Origin of the sequence: Agrobacterium tumefaciens (assembly GCA_025559845.1) — a bacterium.
In the GTDB taxonomy this organism is placed as follows: Bacteria; Pseudomonadota; Alphaproteobacteria; order Rhizobiales; family Rhizobiaceae; genus Agrobacterium.
Window position 1 is genome coordinate 783,995 of record CP048470.1, and the last position, 16,253, is coordinate 800,247.

The 16,253-nt window shown below is 57.4% G+C and carries 12 protein-coding genes; 2 read left to right on the forward strand and 10 right to left on the reverse strand.

Annotation, left to right across the window (positions count from 1 at the left end; all coding sequences use genetic code 11):
* Positions 1-106: 106 nt before the first annotated feature.
* Positions 107-1,282 (forward strand): glycerate kinase, encoded by a 1,176-nt coding sequence (locus tag FY156_20040; GenBank protein UXS03828.1) that lies wholly within the window; start codon positions 107-109, stop codon positions 1,280-1,282.
* A 158-nt stretch (positions 1,283-1,440) separates the two neighbouring features.
* Here the strand turns inward: FY156_20040 and FY156_20045 are convergent, their stop codons facing one another.
* From FY156_20045 to FY156_20085, 9 genes are all read right to left on the reverse strand, one after another.
* Complete coding sequence (locus FY156_20045; protein ID UXS03829.1) at positions 1,441-3,108, reverse strand: electron transfer flavoprotein-ubiquinone oxidoreductase; 1,668 nt, start codon at positions 3,106-3,108, stop codon at positions 1,441-1,443.
* 39 nt (positions 3,109-3,147) lie between these two features.
* Entirely contained in the window at positions 3,148-4,320 is a 1,173-nt protein-coding gene (locus tag FY156_20050) for an alpha-hydroxy-acid oxidizing protein (GenBank protein UXS03830.1), read from the reverse strand.
* Between the two features lie 53 nt (positions 4,321-4,373).
* Positions 4,374-5,324, reverse strand: coding sequence for a pyrroline-5-carboxylate reductase (locus FY156_20055; GenBank protein ID UXS03831.1), 951 nt, complete (start codon positions 5,322-5,324; stop codon positions 4,374-4,376).
* Positions 5,228-6,061: a helix-turn-helix domain-containing protein gene (locus FY156_20060; protein ID UXS03832.1), complete on the reverse strand. Its 834-nt coding sequence runs from the start codon at positions 6,059-6,061 to the stop codon at positions 5,228-5,230. Before FY156_20060 ends, FY156_20055 begins: the two co-directional genes overlap by 97 nt.
* A gap of 98 nt (positions 6,062-6,159) precedes the next feature.
* A complete protein-coding gene (gene dapA, locus FY156_20065; GenBank protein UXS03833.1) occupies positions 6,160-7,080 on the reverse strand; it encodes a 4-hydroxy-tetrahydrodipicolinate synthase in 921 nt (306 codons plus the stop codon).
* Between the two features lie 35 nt (positions 7,081-7,115).
* A complete protein-coding gene (locus FY156_20070; GenBank protein ID UXS03834.1) occupies positions 7,116-8,885 on the reverse strand; it encodes an ABC transporter permease subunit in 1,770 nt (589 codons plus the stop codon).
* Positions 8,882-9,979 (reverse strand): ABC transporter ATP-binding protein, encoded by a 1,098-nt coding sequence (locus FY156_20075; GenBank protein ID UXS03835.1) that lies wholly within the window; start codon positions 9,977-9,979, stop codon positions 8,882-8,884. Before FY156_20075 ends, FY156_20070 begins: the two co-directional genes overlap by 4 nt.
* A 61-nt stretch (positions 9,980-10,040) precedes the next feature.
* Positions 10,041-11,120 carry an ABC transporter substrate-binding protein gene (locus tag FY156_20080; protein ID UXS05165.1) on the reverse strand — a complete coding sequence of 360 codons (1,080 nt, stop codon included), beginning with the start codon at positions 11,118-11,120 and terminating at the stop codon, positions 10,041-10,043.
* 85 nt (positions 11,121-11,205) lie between these two features.
* The gene (locus tag FY156_20085) at positions 11,206-12,627 is read right to left on the reverse strand and encodes an FAD-binding oxidoreductase (GenBank protein UXS05166.1); all 1,422 of its coding nucleotides are present in this window, start codon (positions 12,625-12,627) and stop codon (positions 11,206-11,208) included.
* Between the two features lie 362 nt (positions 12,628-12,989).
* Between FY156_20085 and FY156_20090 the strand changes: the two genes are divergently transcribed.
* The gene (locus FY156_20090; protein ID UXS03836.1) at positions 12,990-15,059 is read left to right on the forward strand and encodes an ATP-dependent helicase; all 2,070 of its coding nucleotides are present in this window, start codon (positions 12,990-12,992) and stop codon (positions 15,057-15,059) included.
* 270 nt (positions 15,060-15,329) lie between these two features.
* On the opposite strand, the gene FY156_20095 is transcribed toward FY156_20090, so the two are convergent.
* Complete coding sequence (locus FY156_20095; protein UXS03837.1) at positions 15,330-16,247, reverse strand: homocysteine S-methyltransferase family protein; 918 nt, start codon at positions 16,245-16,247, stop codon at positions 15,330-15,332.
* Between the last annotated feature and the right edge of the window lie 6 nt (positions 16,248-16,253).

A 16,253-nucleotide genomic window follows, 5' to 3' on the forward strand; every position in this document is an offset into this window, starting at 1 on the left:
TGCGGCTCATTTTTATTTAGCCGAATAAATTTATTTCGTGCCGGAATAAGTGTCGAACCATCACGTTTTCCTCATGTCACTTATTTGTCATGAAAGGATAATGCCCATGCCCTTCCGCGTCGTCGTTGCCCCCTCTGGTTTCAAGGAAAGTCTTTCGGCCGAACAGGCCGCCGACTGCATCGAAAAAGGCGTTCTGCGCGCGTTTCCCGGCTCCGTCGTCACCAAGGTTCCGATGGCCGATGGTGGTGAGGGATTTACCCGGGCGCTGGTGAACGCCACCGATGGCACGATCCATCCGGTTACCGTCACCGGGCCGGTTGGACAGCCGGTACAGGCCTTTGTCGGGTTTCTGGGATGTTCTTCAGAACCGACCGCCGTTATCGAAATGGCCGCCGCTGCCGGCCTCAGCCTCGTCCCGCGCGGTCGTCGCAATCCCTGCCTGACCACGAGTTACGGTGTCGGTGAACTGGTACGGGCCGCACTTGATCGCGGCGCAAAGCGGATATTGCTCGGCTGCGGCGACAGCGGCATTAACGATGGTGGAGCCGGCATGGCGCAGGCGCTGGGTATCCGGCTTCTAGACTCCGACGGCAACGAGCTCGACCGAGGCGGTGCGGCGCTCACGCAGTTAAACCGCATAGACATTAAAAATCGTGACCCTCGCCTTGCGCGGGTTCGTATCGATGCCGCCGTCAATTGGCACAACCAGCTACTCGGTGAGCGAGGTGTGGCCCGTGTTTTCGGACCGCAGAAAGGCGCAACACCCGAACAGGTCGAGCGATTGGCCGCAGCTATGGAGACTTATGCAGCCCACATTCAAAACGCCACTGGCGTAGATGTCGGCTCCGCATCAGGTGCCGGCGCCTCAGGTGGTCTGGGTGCCGCCGTTCTCGGTCTGCTCTGCGGCGCACTTCATCCCCGCTACGAGATCGTCATGCAGTATCTCGAGGTCGATGACTACATTCACAACGCCGACCTAGTGATCACGGCGGAAGGCAGCCTCGATGGCCAGACGCCCTTTGGCAAGGTTCCGGCCGAAATCGCACGACGCGCCAAGGCAGCCGGTGTTCCAGTGGTGGCGCTTGCAGGCACGATCGGAAAGGGCGTGCGGCTCAATCTCGATTGCGGCATAGATGCCTTCGCCTCGATCCTAACGCGTCCCTGCTCCCTGGAAGATGCAATCTCGTCCGCACCAAAGCTTCTGTCCCGCGCGGCAGAAGACATGATGAGGATGATTATGATCGGCGCGACACTGCGACTGTCTTTTTCCACGGTAAGGTAGAATTTGGAAAAATTCAGTCATTTCAGATTGATCGCCCACGCTGAATTTGGCCATTTGGAACGGAACTTTCCCAGGCCGGGCCAACATTACATGTTGGCGTATACAGGCCCTTCGCCGGGCATTCCCGCTGACGGCGGTCCGTGCGGGCCGGGCCAACATTACATGTTGGCGTAAACCGGCCCTTCGCCGCCTTGTGGCGGAACCCAGTTGATGTTCTGGTTGGGGTCCTTGATGTCACACGTCTTACAGTGCACGCAGTTCTGCGCATTGATGACGTAGGTTTCCTGGCCGTCCTTCTCCACCCATTCGTAAACGCCAGCCGGGCAATAACGCGTCGATGGTCCGGCATAAACATCGTGCTCGGATGATTTCTGCAGCGCCATGTCCTTCACCTGAAGATGCACCGGCTGGTCTTCTTCATGGTTGGTCGAGGACAGGAACACCGATGACAGGCGGTCGAAGGTCAAAACGCCATCCGGCTTCGGATAGGCGATCGGTTTGTGCTTCGAAGCTGGTTCGAGACTTTCCGCATCCGTCTTGCCGTGTTTCAGCGTGCCGAACACCGAAAAACCGAACAGCTGGTTCGTCCACATGTCGAGGCCGCCAAGCGCCACGCCGACAGCCGTGCCGAACTTCGACCACAGCGGCTTGACGTTGCGGACCATCCTCAGGTCCTTGCCGATATCGCCCTGACGCCATTCGTTCTCGATCTCGACGACCTCGTCATGGGCGCGACCGCCTGCAATTGCCGCGGCAATCTTGTCGGCCGCCAGCATGCCCGACAGCACCGCATTGTGGCTGCCCTTGATGCGCGGCACGTTGACGAAACCGGCCGAACAGCCGATCAGCGCACCGCCCGGGAAGGTCAGCTTCGGAACCGACTGATAACCGCCTTCGGTGATGGCGCGGGCGCCATAGGACAGACGCTTACCACCCTCGAACGTGTCGCGGATCGCCGGATGTGTCTTGAAGCGCTGGAATTCCTCGAACGGATAAAGATAGGGGTTCTTGTAATTGAGGTGCACCACCAAACCGACGGCGACCAGATTGTCTTCCAGGTGATAGAGGAACGAACCGCCGCCGGTCTTCATGCCAAGCGGCCAGCCGAACGAGTGCTGCACCAGACCCTGTTTGTGGTTCTCAGGCTTGACCTGCCACAGCTCCTTGATGCCGATACCGAACTTTTGCGGTTCCCGATCCCGGGACAGGTCGAACCTGGCGATCAGCTGCTTGGCGAGCGAACCGCGCACACCTTCCCCGATCAGCACATATTTGCCGTGCAGTTCCATGCCGCGGGTGAAGTTCGGGCCGGGTTCGCCGTTGCGCTCGATGCCCATATCGCCCGTGGCAACGCCGATGACGGCACCTTCGTCATTGTAAAGCACTTCGGTGGCGGCAAAGCCCGGATAGATCTCGACGCCGAGCGCTTCCGCCTTTTCCGCCAGCCAGCGACAGACCAGCCCAAGCGAGACGATGTAGTTGCCGTGATTGTTCATCAATGGTGGCATGGCGAAGTTTGGCAGGCGGATCGATCCGGCCGGGCCGAGCAACAGGAACTGGTCGTCCTTGACCTCGGTCTTGAAGGGATGCCCCTCCTCCTCGCGCCAGCCCGGCAGCAGCCTGTCGATACCGATCGGATCGACAACCGCACCCGAGAGGATGTGTGCGCCGACCTCGCCACCCTTTTCCAGAACAACCACAGACAAATCCGGATCGATCTGTTTCAGACGGATCGCCGCAGAAAGGCCAGCGGGACCTGCACCAACAATCACGACATCGAATTCCATCGATTCCCGTTCAGGGAGTTCTGGCAAAGGGATTTGCATGTTTTTCATCTCGTTCATGGTGTGGGGCGAAAACGCGTTTCAATGGTGCCCATGGCTAAAGCGTTCGGTGCTCAGGATCGCAGAAGCGCAATCGGCCGGACGTTCAAGCCCAAGCATACAAAGCGTCAGATCCATTTCATCGCGCAATATCGACAGCAGCCGGTCAGCACCAGCTTCGCCATCGGCGGCAAGCCCCCAAAGCGGGAGCCGTCCGACCATCACCGCTTTCGCTCCAAGACCTATATATTTCAGCACGTCACTGCCGCGCATGACACCGCTATCAGCCAGAACTTCCATGTCCTGCCCCACGGCCTCGACAATGCGCGGCAAAATCGTTGCCGGTGGTGGCGCGACATCCAGGTTGCGGGCACCGTGGGAGGAGACAACGATAGCATCTGCTTCCATTTCTCTCGCCTTCCTGGCATCAGCGGCACTCAGGACACCTTTGATGACGATCTTGCCTTGCCACCAGGATCTGATCTGCCGAACGTCTTCCCAGTTCAAAAGATTTTCCAACCGGACCGCTTCAGCAATCGATGGGCGCGTCACAGCGCCCCGAAACTCCTGCGGATAGTGACCATAGCTCGGCATCCCGGTTGTCGTGAGATAGCGCATCAAAACGCCAAAAAACCAGCGCGGGTGCATCGCGACATCGATGACCGAGCGCGGGGAGTACTCAAACGGGATAGAAAAACCGTTTCGACGATTGTACTCCCGTTTCGGACTGGCCGGCGTATCGGCAGTGATGACGAGATTTCTGACGCCGGCAGCCGCAACGCGTTCGAGGAGGGCCTTCGAAAGACGTCTGTCTTTCCACATGTAGAGCTGAAACCAGATGTCAGCTCCGGGAGCACCTGCCGCGACCTCTTCAACCGTTGTCACGGATTGCGTCGAAACACAGACAGGAATGCCCAGTCGGCTAGCGGCACGGGCAATCTTCGCCTCTCCTTGGTGTGAAACCAGTCCTGCAAGCGCGGTCGGAGCAACGATCAGAGGTATCGCCTGCTCGCGGCCCAATATCTCGGTTCGCAGGTCGCGCTCCCGATGTCCGGTCAACACGCTTGGTACCATTTCAATCGCATCGAGGCTTTCTCGCAACCTGGCGAGTGCCCGCTCATCCTCGGCACCCCGATCAATGTACTCGAACAGCGACTTTGGAAGTCTCCGTTTTGCAGCCTGTCTGAAGTCACGGGCATTCAAATGCTGAGGCATTGTGTTTCCAACCTGCGCGATGAGCGGTAGCCAAAAGATCGAAAAGTGCCAGATCAGTTCGTTTTGGAGAGTTCGATTGCCCTGTCATGCGCAGCTTTGGCAGCCTCGCCTATCAATGACATGAGTGCACCCTCGCCCATCAAAATGTCGAGCGCGGCCGCCGTCGTTCCGTTGGGGCTTGTCACCTCACGCCGCAAGACATCAGGCCCGTCATTCCGGCTTGATGCCATTGCAGCAGCACCATGAACCGTTTGCCGTGCCAGCAACAGTGCCTGATCAGCATCGAGACCGACGGCCTCCCCCGCTTTCGCCAGGCACTCTATGAAGTAAAAGATGTAAGCCGGGCCAGAGCCGGATATGGCTGTCGCCGCATCCACCTGTTCTTCCGATGAGACCGCCAGCACCTTTCCCATTCCAGAAAGCAGGCCTTGTACCAGCTGTGCCTGATCTTCATCGACGCCGTCATTCGCAAACGTCACAGTCATTCCGTGGCCGATCGAAGCCGGTGTATTCGGCATGGCACGGATAACAGCACAATCGCCGAGGCTGGCCTCAAGCGTGCGGACGCCAACACCTGCAGCAATGCTCACAAACACGGACGAGCCAACAAATCGCCGATAAGCCGGCAGCACCGCCGTCATGACCTGCGGTTTGACAGCGAGAAAAATCACGTCAGGCTTGAGAGAAGCTTCAAGTGCGTCGGCGCTTTCGTAAACGCATGCACCAGTCTCTGCGGCACGCTTACGCAAGGGCTCCACCGGCTCCACCACGTGAACGCAGTCAGGCGTCATGCCATCCCTTGCAAGCCAGCCCTTCAACATTGCGTAACCCATGTTGCCGCAACCGGCGAGAACAATATTGATCGGATTGGCCAAGACGATTTTCCTTACTGAACCCCAGATCGCATTCAGCGCTGGTAGTGAACAAATTTTGCCATTGAGCTCGACGTCGCGGCGACCTGAACGTGGTGAGCAAGCTCTGCCTCTACCTTCTCGACAGTCCATCGCGTGGTCGGAGCAGCAATATTGAGTGCGGCGACTGCACGTCCATGCTCGTCGGTGATCGCGGCTGCGATCGAGATGTCACCCATCACCGTTTCATTGGCGACGACGGCATAGCCTTTCTCGGAGGCTTCCTGGATGCGCTCCCTGAGCTTTGCCTTGTCGGTCATCGTATAGGGTGTCAAAGGCCGAAAGTCCGTCTTTGCGAAAACCTCGTCGATCTCTTCGGGGGAGCGTCTCGACAGGATTGCCGTTCCGGATGCTGTAAAGAGCGCTGGCAACCGGCTCCCCACCATAATGTCGACATTGACCAGATGCTGGCCGGGAAACCGCCCGACATAGACAATCTCATGACCGTCCAGTTCCTGCAGGTTCGTCGTTTCTCCGACCGAACGGCTGATCTCCAGCAGATAGGGTGCCGCCTTGTCGAGGACCTCGTGGGCATGAAGATAGTTGTAGGCAAACTGCAAGACCTTGGACGTTAGCGCGTAGTTGCGTGTCTTGTGGACACGTCTGATGTAACCAAGGGTTTCAAGCGTGTAGACCAGCCGCTGCGCGGCACTGCGATCAAGACCGGCTGCCTTTGCTATGTCGGAAAGCGGCATCTGCTTATGTGGCCCATCAAAGGCGTGCAGCACCTGGAACGCCTTTTCGGTGGAGCCGACAAACAGCGATGACGCCTTCGGATCGGTCGGCAGGGCAGCATCTGACTCGATTGATTCCACCGGTTTTCTAGGCATGAGATATTCCTTGCCGACCATTTGATCGCAGTCGATTTCCGCGAAACGTTAAAGAGGAGCCCGCCATCGCGAGCACCATCTTTATCGACCGCACAGGGTTATGATGCAAGCTTGGCCTCTGCCGCTTCATACTTTTCAAGAAGCCTGCTGCACTCCTTGCGCAGCGCGGCCTGTAGCTCGGTCTTCGGCTGGCGCAGCGGCGCCAGCATGCTCGGCGCGTTGACCCCGATAAGATCCATGACCGATTTCATCGGACCAGGATTGGTCTCGGCAAACGCCAGATTCATGAACGGAATGAGATCCTGGTGCAAAGCCAGCGCTTCGGCTGTCTTGCCGCTCACCGCGAGGTCGAACATCCGGCGCCACACCTTCGGAACAAGGTTGGCCGTGACGACGATGCCACCCTTGGCGCCTGCGGCTACATGCAACGGGAAAAGGGAATCTTCACCGCTGAGCATCGTGAAATCAGGAGAAAGCCCCGCCATGACACGCAGGTAGTGATACATGTCCGTGTTGCAGGCCTTCATACCAATGATTTTCTCGTGGCCGGACAACTCGTGCAGAATCTCAGGATCGATCGCAATGCGGGTACGATAGGGGATTTCATAGATCAGGATCGGAACGGGAGACTGGTCTGCATAGCGCAGAAAGTAGTCGCGAATGCCGGCCTGTGTCGGGTTGGTGTAATAGGGCGTGATCACCAGAAGCGCGTCTGCGCCGGCTGCAGCGAATTCACGTGCGCTATCCATCGCATCGTGGAAACCGGGGTCGAGAACACCCGGAATAACCGGAGACTTGCCACCAAATGCCTTCGCAGACATTTCCACGAAACGGATGCGTTCGCGGCGCGACAAGGCGCCATACTCGCCCGTACCGCCCAGCGGAACCACACCATCGACGCCCTGCTTCTGCAACCAGGCGAAAAGGGCTTCAGCGGCAGCCGTATCGATGGTGTCGTCAGCTTTCACGGGCGTCACAAGAGCCGGAAGGATACCGTGCAACTTGGTGGAATCGAGCATTTTATTGTCCTTCATTTAAGTATCGTGGGGCGTGACTAGTGACCTGCGCCGCGTCGACGCAGACGGTCAGCGGCAAAGATCAGGATCGAAATAAAGACGAGGAGGCAGGTCGAAACCGCAGCGATCACGGGCGAAACCTGAAGCGTCACCTCGTCCCAGAATTGCTTGGGAAGAGTTGCGTTGAGGCCACCCGAAGAGAAGAGTGCGATTGTCAGCTCGTCAAACGACGTTGCGAAAGCAAACAGGAATGCCGAGAACATGCCAGCCCCGAGGATCGGGAACGTCACATGGATGAGTGCCTTGACCGGTGTCGCGCCGAGACTGTGGGCTGCAGCATCCAGCCGCGTGTCGTAGTTGCGCAGAACAGCGACCATCGTCAGGACGACATAGGGAACACACACCACCGTGTGGCCGAGGATGAGCCCGATCGACGTGCCGACAAGACCAAGCTTTGCGAACACGTAGAACATGCCGACCGCAATGATGATGCGTGGAACCACGATCGGAGACAGCACGAAGGCCAGGATGGCTGCTTTTCCACGGATGTTGGCGCGAGCCAGAAGGAACGCGGCAGGAACACCGATCAGCATCGAGAGAATGCCCGCACCCGCTGCAACCGTCAGTGATCGCAGAACCGCCTGGCTCCAGACCGGGTTTGCCCACATCTGTGAATACCACTGCGTGGTAAATCCACTCGGCGGCCAATTCAGACCCGCCTGACTAAAGGAAATCGGGATCATCAGAACCGCAGGAAGCGTAATCAGGATGAGCACCGTCCAGACGAAGACCCTCAGGAACAGGGGCGGATAAACTTCATCGAGGCTCTTCTTGCTTCCTGGAAAAAGCGCCAGCACATGGTCGCTGACCTCGCCAAGGATCGCTAGAAATCTCGCCCCTGCGCGCCGGGTGATGGAATCGCGGCTCTTGCCCTCACCCTGACTTTCCCCCGTCAGTGTCGTGAAACCGAAGATCCGGTCGTAAACAAGGAAGACAAGAAGAACAACGGCAAGAAGCAGCACTGCTATAGCGCCAGCAAGACCCCAATTCAGTGTCTGTTGAACCTGGTCGATGATAAGCTGCGAGATCATCGTCTCGAAACGGCCTCCGAGCAAGGCGGGAACGATGAAGAAACCGATCGCAGTCACGAACACCATGATAGCGGCAGCCGCCACACCCGGCATCGAAAGCGGGAAATATACCGTCCAGAAGGCCGATCCGGGACGTGCACCAAGCGTGGAGGCCGCACGCGGGAGGTTGCGATCGATGTTTTCCATGACTGCAAGCATCGTCATGACGGCAAGCGGCAGCATCGCATGAACCATGCCGGCGAGCACGGCGCCAAGCCCGTAGAGCAGGTCGATTGGACGGTCGATGATGCCAAGAGCCACCAGCGTCTGATTGACGACGCCGTTGCGGCCCAGGATGATGACCCAAGCGAATGCCCGGACAAGGAAGCTCGTCCAGAATGACAGGAGGACAAGAAAGACAAGCCGTCCCTTGGTTCGTGGGCCTGCCGTCGAAATCAGATAGGCCACCGGATAGCCGATGATGACTGCAAGTGCCGTCGTCGCAAGCGAGATCTTCAGTGTGATCCACAGGACGTTGAGATAGAGCGGCGATGCAAAGAGCTGTCGGTAGGATGCGAGTGAAAGCGCACCATCGTTAAAGAAGCTCAGCGACAGCAATTGCCCGACCGGATACACAAGAAACGCCAGCAGCAGGGCGATGAGCGGTGCCACCTTCATCATGTGCCCTACCCAGATCGGCATTGCCGCAGATTTTTGGGATGCAGACGGCGCATTCATTGCGTAGCCCTCGCGCGGCCAATCGCAACCGCGTCTGCCCCTTCCCACGAGAGCGAAACCTTGTCGCCGATCTGGTAGTGATCACCGTTCAGGCGGGTCGGGAATGCCGCGACCAGTTCCTGTGAAGACCAGCCTTCGGCATTCATATAGATTTTCGTCAGGCTTCCGGTCACCATCACATCGCTGACGACCGCGCCGATACCATCGGCTTTCTGTGTCTTGTTGATCGTGAGGTTCTGCGGACGGATCATGATGTGGATTGCATCGCCGGCAGATATCGCTTCGTTGGCGATCGCTTGCGCAGCAACCGATCCCGCGCCGATCGTTACATCGATCATGTCGTCGTCCGCGCTTGTTACTGTTGCCTCGATGAGGTTGGACTCACCCAGGAAATCGGCGACGAACAGTGTTTTGGGTCGGAAGTAGAGATCCGCCGGTGTCCCGAGCTGCTCGATCTTGCCGGAGTTCATCAGGCAGATCCGATCGGACATCGTCATCGCTTCTTCCTGATCATGGGTGACGTAGATGATCGTCGCGCCGAGCTCGCGGTGAATGCGCTTGATCTCAAGCTGCATATGTTCGCGCAGCTTCTTGTCGAGGGCGCCAAGGGGCTCGTCCATGAGAATGATGGAGGGGCGATAGACCATGCAGCGCGCCAGGGCGACACGTTGCTGTTGCCCGCCTGACAGCTCTTTGGGATAACGCTGGGCAATGTGGGGAAGACGGATCATTTCCAGTGCTTCCGTGGCGCGCCTTTTTGCTTCCTCTGCCGCAACCTTTCGCATTTTCAGCGGGAAAGCGATGTTTTCCAAGATAGTCATGTGGGGGAAGAGGGCATAATTCTGGAAAACAACGCCGATGTCACGCAAGTGCGGTGCATTATAGGTGACGTCGCTGTCGCCAATCAGAACAGCGCCGCCATCCGGTCGGGACAGGCCCGCAATCAGGCTCAAAAGCGTGGTCTTGCCGGAGCCGGACGGTCCGAGCAGCGTCAGGAATTCTCCGTCGCCCACCGTGAGGTCGGTTTCGGCAAGAGCGGTGAAGTCGCCGTAACGTTTGGCGAGTTTTTTTACGGTCAAACTGGATAAAGACATGGCGGCCCTGCCGATTTCTGGATCAGATTGAGGCCCGGCATCGTGCCGGGCCGGTTTCAGGTCAGCTCAAGAGCCAGGCGTTGTAACGCTCGATGACAGATGCCTGATTGGCCAGCCAGTATTTCGCATCGATCTTCACGCCGCGCTCGATATGCTCCGGAAATGTCGGGCAATCCTTGGCGAGTTTGGGATCGATGAACTCGAAAGCTTCCGGCTGCGTTACGCCCGCCGGGAAATAGTCGACGAGTGCGGCCTGTCGCTTCGGATCGGACGCAAATTTGATGAACTCCCGGCATGCATCGGCGTTCGGCGAGCCCGCCAGAATTGACCAGTTGTCGAGACCCCAGATGTTCTGGTCCCAGACGATTTCCACCGGTGCTCCGGCGGAGCGGGCCGATTGGGCGCGCGAAACCCATGTCGGTATCATGTCGACCTCGCCGGACTGAAGCATCTGCTCGACCTGTGAACCGCTCGTCCAGAAAACACCAACATCTTTCTTGATTGTGTCGAGCTTCTTGAAAGCCCGCTCAATGTCGCAGGGATAGACGTCGGAGTTGGCAACGCCGTCCGCCATCAGTGCCTGCTCGATCGTATCGAAAGCATGTTTTCGCAGCGCTCGTCGACCGGAGAATTTCTCGGTGTCGAAGAAGTCAGACCAGGATTTCGGTGCCTCGCGGCCCTCGAAAACATCGGTGCGATAGGCAAGAACGGTCGTGTACACGTTCGTTCCCACACCGTATTCAGACACATACTGCTTCGGTAAAGTCGAGATTGCAGCCTCACTGGAAAGGCCGTGTTTTTCCAGGTACTTTTTTTCGCCTGCAGTCAAAAGTTCGATGGCGGGCTCGGAGATTTTTGCCATATCCCAGGTGTAGGAACCGGCGTCGACCATGGATTTGATCTGGGCGGTCGGTTCTGCGTTTGCCTGTACCCCGACGACCTCGATACCGGTCGCCTCTTTGAATGGGCCATAATAGACAGCGTTATATGCCTTGGTGTAGATGCCGCCGTCGTCACGGACGATGATGCGCTTGCTCTGTGCGTTTGCAGACGTCCAGATTGCCGGGGCAGTCAATGCTACTGCGCCAACGGCACTTGTCGTCAAAAACTGTCTGCGTGTCCAGTTGGACTTATCCTTCATGCTCATCGTCGTTCTCCTCTTGGAACGTTGTTGATCCTTGTCAGCGCCTGTAGTTCAGGCTTGTTATTTCTTGGGCTGCGGCGGCTCACGACCTGGGGAGCAGCCGGCCAGGGTTGAAAAGGTTTTCAGGGTCGATTGCGGACTTGATTGCGCGCATCAGCGAAAGCTCTGCCGAGGGTTTGTAGCGGTCCATCTCGGCGAGCTGGACCTGGCCGACGCCGTGTTCGGCACTGAACGTTCCACCGAGATTGTCAGCAACATCATTGACAGCATGGCGCAGCCGGGACGCGAGATCGTCTCGGTCGGAAAATGCATTCCAGGCATCGAATGAAAAGAACGGAATGAAATGGATGTTGCCGTCACCCATGTGGCCGACGACGACGATCTCCGCCGAGGGTACAATTGCCTTTACCGCCTGCGTTGCCTGATCGATGAATTGGGGGGTGGCTGAAACCGGAACTGCGCAGTCCGTCGTCAAACCGACACCGGCCTTTTTATTGGCCTCCGACACGCTGTGACGGACCTCCCAGATCGCAGCCCTTTGCGCTTCGCTGGAGGCAATCATGGCGTTACCGATCAGTTCCGCCTCGAATGCCTGTTCCAGGACATTCTGCATCGCATTGTCGAGGTCGTCCTCGCCACCGGAATCGGAAAGCTCGATCAACAGATGCCATTCATGCTCGGTGTCGAGCGGCGAACGGCGCTGAGGGACGTTTTCCAGCACCAGATCGAGCTGCTTGCGGTTCATCAATTCGAAGCCAGAGAGCTTGGCGCCATATGCCGCCTGCACCGAAGTCAGCAATTTCAACGCCTGATCCGGATGATCCAGACCAGCCCAAGCCACGGCCGCACGCGCCGGATATGGATGCAACTTAAGGACGGCAGCAGTGATGATCCCGAGCGTTCCCTCGGAGCCTATGAAAAGATGCTTGAGATCATAACCTGTGTTGTTCTTGCGAAGCGCCTTCAGCCCCGACCAGATTTTTCCGTCAGGAAGAACAACTTCGAGTCCGAGAACGTTATCGCGTGTATTCCCATAGCGTAGAACAGAGGTTCCACCAGCGTTGGTCGCGATCGTGCCGCCAATCTGGCAGGAGCCCTCTGCACCGAGGCTGACAGGATAAAAGCGACCATTTGCCTGGGCAGCCTCATGAATATTCGCCAGAATACAACCGGCCTGGACTTCCATGGTGTTGTTAACCGGGTCGACCTTGATGATCTGGCGTAAACGATCCAGGCAGATGATGACCGGCGGGCTCCCCGCCGGGTCTGGAATGCTGCCACCAACCAGGCCCGTATTGCCACCTTGCGGCAACACCGGAATGGCGCGCTCACGACAAAACGCGACGATATCGGACACTTGCTGGACATCGACAGGGCGGGCAACACACAGCGCCCGACCATGGTAGCGACCGCGCCAGTCCTCCGTGGCAAACGCCATATCAGCGGGATTGGTGACGATAACATTGGTCCCGAATTTTCGAACCAATTCCTCAACAAGATCCATCGTTTGGCCCATTTATTAATTGCATTACGATTACTATGTATATATTACGATTTCTTCGTGTTTATAGCAATATACAAGATGGCTTTACGGCTATTTTTTAATCGCACCTGGATGGTTGTCCGATTTTCAGCATTGCGCCGGGACCAACCCTTTGCCAGCGCATAAGTCGCGAACAAATCCATAACGGATTCCCAACCTTCCGCCTGCCGGTGCGTTCCTTTTTTGTTCATGATGCGCTATCAGACGTAAAAGCTCTCCGCGTCACGATGCCCGAATGAGGAGGCAGGCGATTGCTAATCAACGGTGCAACGGCGAAAAAAACGCGAGACTCTAAGTAACTTGTCTTGAACGACGGAAAGCAGATGACGGCGACCTACCTGGAAAAACTTAACGACCGGCAGAGAGAAGCGGTCGAGCACGGTATTGGAATGCCCGATGGCCAGACAGGTGGACCGTTGCTGATCATTGCCGGCGCCGGTTCAGGCAAGACCAACACGCTTGCGCATCGCGTCACACATCTGATTGTCAACGGCGCAGACCCCAGACGTATTCTGCTGATGACGTTTTCCAGGCGGGCAGCATCGGAAATGACGAGGCGCGTTCAAAGGATTTGCCGGCAGGTTCTGGGTGAAAATTCCGCTGTCATGACCGACGCGCTCGCCTGGGCCGGAACGTTTCACGGGATCGGCGCGCGGCTTTTGCGCATGTATGCTGAACAGATCGGCCTGAATGGCGACTTCACGATCCACGACCGGGAAGACAGCGCCGATCTGATGAATATCATCCGGCATGACCTTGGCTTTTCCAAAACCCAAAACCGCTTCCCGACGAAAGGCACATGCCTTGCGATCTATTCCCGCGTCGTGAATTCAGAGTGCACCATCAAGGAAGCGCTCAAGAATTCGTTCCCGTGGGTGAGCGAATGGGAAAACGAACTGAAGGAACTGTTCGGCGCCTATGTCGAGGCCAAGCAAGCCCAAAACGTCCTCGATTACGACGATCTCCTGCTTTATTGGGCTCAGATGGTATCTGCGCCGGAACTTGCCGACGATATCGGCAATCGCTTCGATTATATTCTGGTCGACGAATATCAGGACACCAATCGCCTGCAGGCATCGATCCTCAGATCACTGAAACCGGGCGGCCAGGGCCTCACGGTCGTTGGCGATGATGCGCAGTCGATCTATTCTTTCCGGGCTGCTACCATTCGCAATATTCTCGATTTCCCAAGCGAGTTTTCGCCCAAGCCAGCCGATGTGATAACCCTCGATCGCAACTACCGCTCGACGCAGCCGATCCTGGCGGCTGCCAACGGCGTAATCGATCTGGCGCGAGAGCGGTTCACCAAGAACCTCTGGACTGACCGGCAATCCGAACAGCGGCCAATGCTCGTGACAGTGAAGGACGAGACCGATCAGGCGGCCTATATCGTCGAACAGGTTCTCGCTAATCGTGAAATCGGCATGACGCTCAAACAGCAGGCCGTCCTTTTCCGCTCATCCAATCACAGCGGTGCGCTCGAGGTCGAGCTCACACGCCGCAATATTCCCTTCGTGAAATTTGGCGGTTTGAAATTTCTCGACAGCGCCCATGTCAAGGACCTGCTGGCCGTGCTTCGTTTCGCGCAGAATCCTCGCGATCGCGTGGCCGGGTTCAGGCTGTTTCAAATGTTGCCGGGTGTCGGCCCGCAGACTGCCGGTAAAATTCTCGACACGATTACAGCCGAGCCCGAGCCGCTGATCTCGCTAGCAGAAATTCCGGCTCCCCCGAAGAGCGGTGAGAACTGGGCGAAATTCATCGAGCTTATGCTTGGCCTCCGCAAAGCGGGTGCCGGCTGGCCGCATGACATCGAATTGGCACGTCTCTGGTATGAGCCGCACCTCGATCGCATCCACGAGGACGCTGATACTCGCAAGGCTGATCTCGTTCAGTTGGAACAGATAGCGGCCGGTTATGCCAATCGGGAAAGATTCCTGACCGAATTGACACTCGACCCCCCTGATGCGACCAGCGACCAGGCGGGCGTCCCTCTTCTCGACGAGGACTACCTGATCCTTTCAACCATCCACTCATCCAAAGGACAGGAATGGCGCTCCGTCTTCCTGTTGAATGTTGTCGATGGCTGCATTCCCTCCGACCTTGGCGTCGGCAGCACGGCTGAACTGGAAGAAGAACGCCGTCTGCTCTACGTCGGCATGACACGGGCACGTGACAGCCTAGCCCTGATTACGCCGCAGCGATTTTTCACGCACGGGCAGAATGCTCACGGCGACCGCCATGTCTACGCCTCGAGAACCCGCTTCATTCCCGCGACCCTGCTGCAGTTCTTTGAAACGACGAGTTGGCCGAAAGTCAGCGCAAACGCCAGCGAGCGCAGTGCCAACCAGATCCGCATCGATGTTGGGGCACGGATGCGATCCATGTGGAAGTGAGACGCGCCATGGCCGTGCAGTCATCTGAAAACACAAGAGGAAGCTTCAAGCGTTGACCAGAGTGATCATCATCTTGTGTGCAGCGCTTCATTACTTGTTCCACAAGACCGGCTGGCTCTCACCATCGACGATTTACGTTTCAGGAGAGGGTACGCCTGACTACCAGGCCATTAAGTAGAGGGTTTAAAAGCCCTCTACCTTATGTCATCTCTTACACCCAGAAAGCACCAGGATGAGATAGCGGGCTCGCCAAGACGGACCCGTGTTGCATCAGTTCCGGCCAGCGGTCCGAAGAGCGTCCGCGACCTTATGGATATGCGCGGCACCGATACCGCAGCATCCGCCGATCAAGGTCGCACCCGCGTCTGCCCAGGAGCAGGCGAAACGCGAATAAACGTCGTCCGTCAGATCCGCTCTCGTATCATGCAAACCCTCATTGGCAGCAGAATCATCCTGCTCCCCTTCAAAGGCATTGGCATAAACACCGATGTCGATTGAAACGCCCTTTTCCTGGAAGACCGACGTTGCGACCGTCACTGCAGCTTTCATCACCTCCGGCTTGCTGCAATTGAACAGCAGTGCCGCGGCCCCCGACCCTGCAGCCCACAAAGCCGCATCATGGACGGTTTCACCCGAGCGGAGTTTCGGGTCCGCACCGTTCACCTGTACCGGACCGTCATCGAGCGTGAAAGAGATCCAGAACGGCTTGCCGGTATCAGCCACGGCCGTCCGTACCGCCTCACCTTCAGCGATCAGGCTCAGCGTCTCTCCAAGCCAGACATCCACGGAGGGGGTGAGGTTGTCGACCAGCACTTTCAGGTAATCCTGAACACGAGACGCGTCGAAATTTTCCGGTTCATAAGAGCCAAAAATAGGCGGCAGCGAGCCTGCAACAGTGATCTTTCGGCCGGATGCATCTGCCGCCTCGCGGGCAAGGCGCCCTGAGAGCGCGATCAGGGATGCGCCATCTTTCTGGAAACGTTCTTCGCCGATATGAAAAGGGACGAGCGCGTATGAGTTGGTCGTCACGACATCCGCACCGGCATCGATGAACTCGGCATGTACCTTGCGCACGATATCGGGCGCATTGATGAGCGCCAGCGCAGACCATTCCGGCTGCTTCAGTTCAGCGCCGAGCCTTTGTAACTCCCGGCTCATGCCGCCGTCCAGAATACGAATACCGCTCATGTTCAA